The organism is Amycolatopsis kentuckyensis (genome assembly GCF_002155975.1).
GTDB classification, from domain to species: domain Bacteria; phylum Actinomycetota; class Actinomycetes; order Mycobacteriales; family Pseudonocardiaceae; genus Amycolatopsis; species Amycolatopsis kentuckyensis.
Genome location: NZ_MUMI01000910.1, coordinates 1 through 586, shown reverse-complemented (window position 1 = coordinate 586; position 586 = coordinate 1). Strand labels below are relative to the sequence as shown.

Genomic DNA, 586 nt, shown 5'->3' with positions numbered 1-586 from the left:
TCACCTGGAACAGCACGGCACGCCCCGACCGCAGGCTCTCCACCGGCGGGGAGCCGTCCGGGTACTCGTCGACGTCACCGAGCGCGACGACCGCCTCGGGCGTCCCCGGGTGGACGGACCGGTGGGCGATCCGCCTGAGGGGCAGGGGGCGGCCCGCAGCGGGCAGCCGTGGAACCTGGCCGTACTCCCCCGCCGCCGCGAGGACGGGGGAGGTGCCGTCGTCGAGGGAGGCCAGCAGGTCGACGCTGATGAAGTCGGCGAGGTCCGGGACCGCGATGTCCGCCAGTTCCTGTGCCGTCCGCGTCACGTCGAGGGTGCTGCCGATGCGTTGGCCGGCCTCTGCGATGAGCTGGAGGCGTTTGCGGGCCCAGTACTGCTCCGTCATGTCGTGCCCGGTGGTGGCCACGCCGAGAACGCGGCCGTCTTCGTCCTCCAGCCGGTAGAGGTGGACCGACCAGGCGTGTTCGCGGGTCTCGCCGGGTGCCCGCGCGTGGTTCTCCAGGTGTTGCGGCTCTCCTGTTTCCAGGACCCGCCGCATCAGCCGCTCGACCTCTCCGGAGGCGGGGTCGTCGACCGCCTCCGTCAC

1 protein-coding gene is annotated in these 586 nt (G+C 72.7%); it reads right to left on the bottom strand.

The genetic code is table 11. From position 1 onward, the window contains the following. The coding region (locus CCN39_RS49075) for a PAS domain-containing protein (RefSeq protein ID WP_158104636.1) at positions 1–586 on the bottom strand (586 nt) is incomplete at both ends.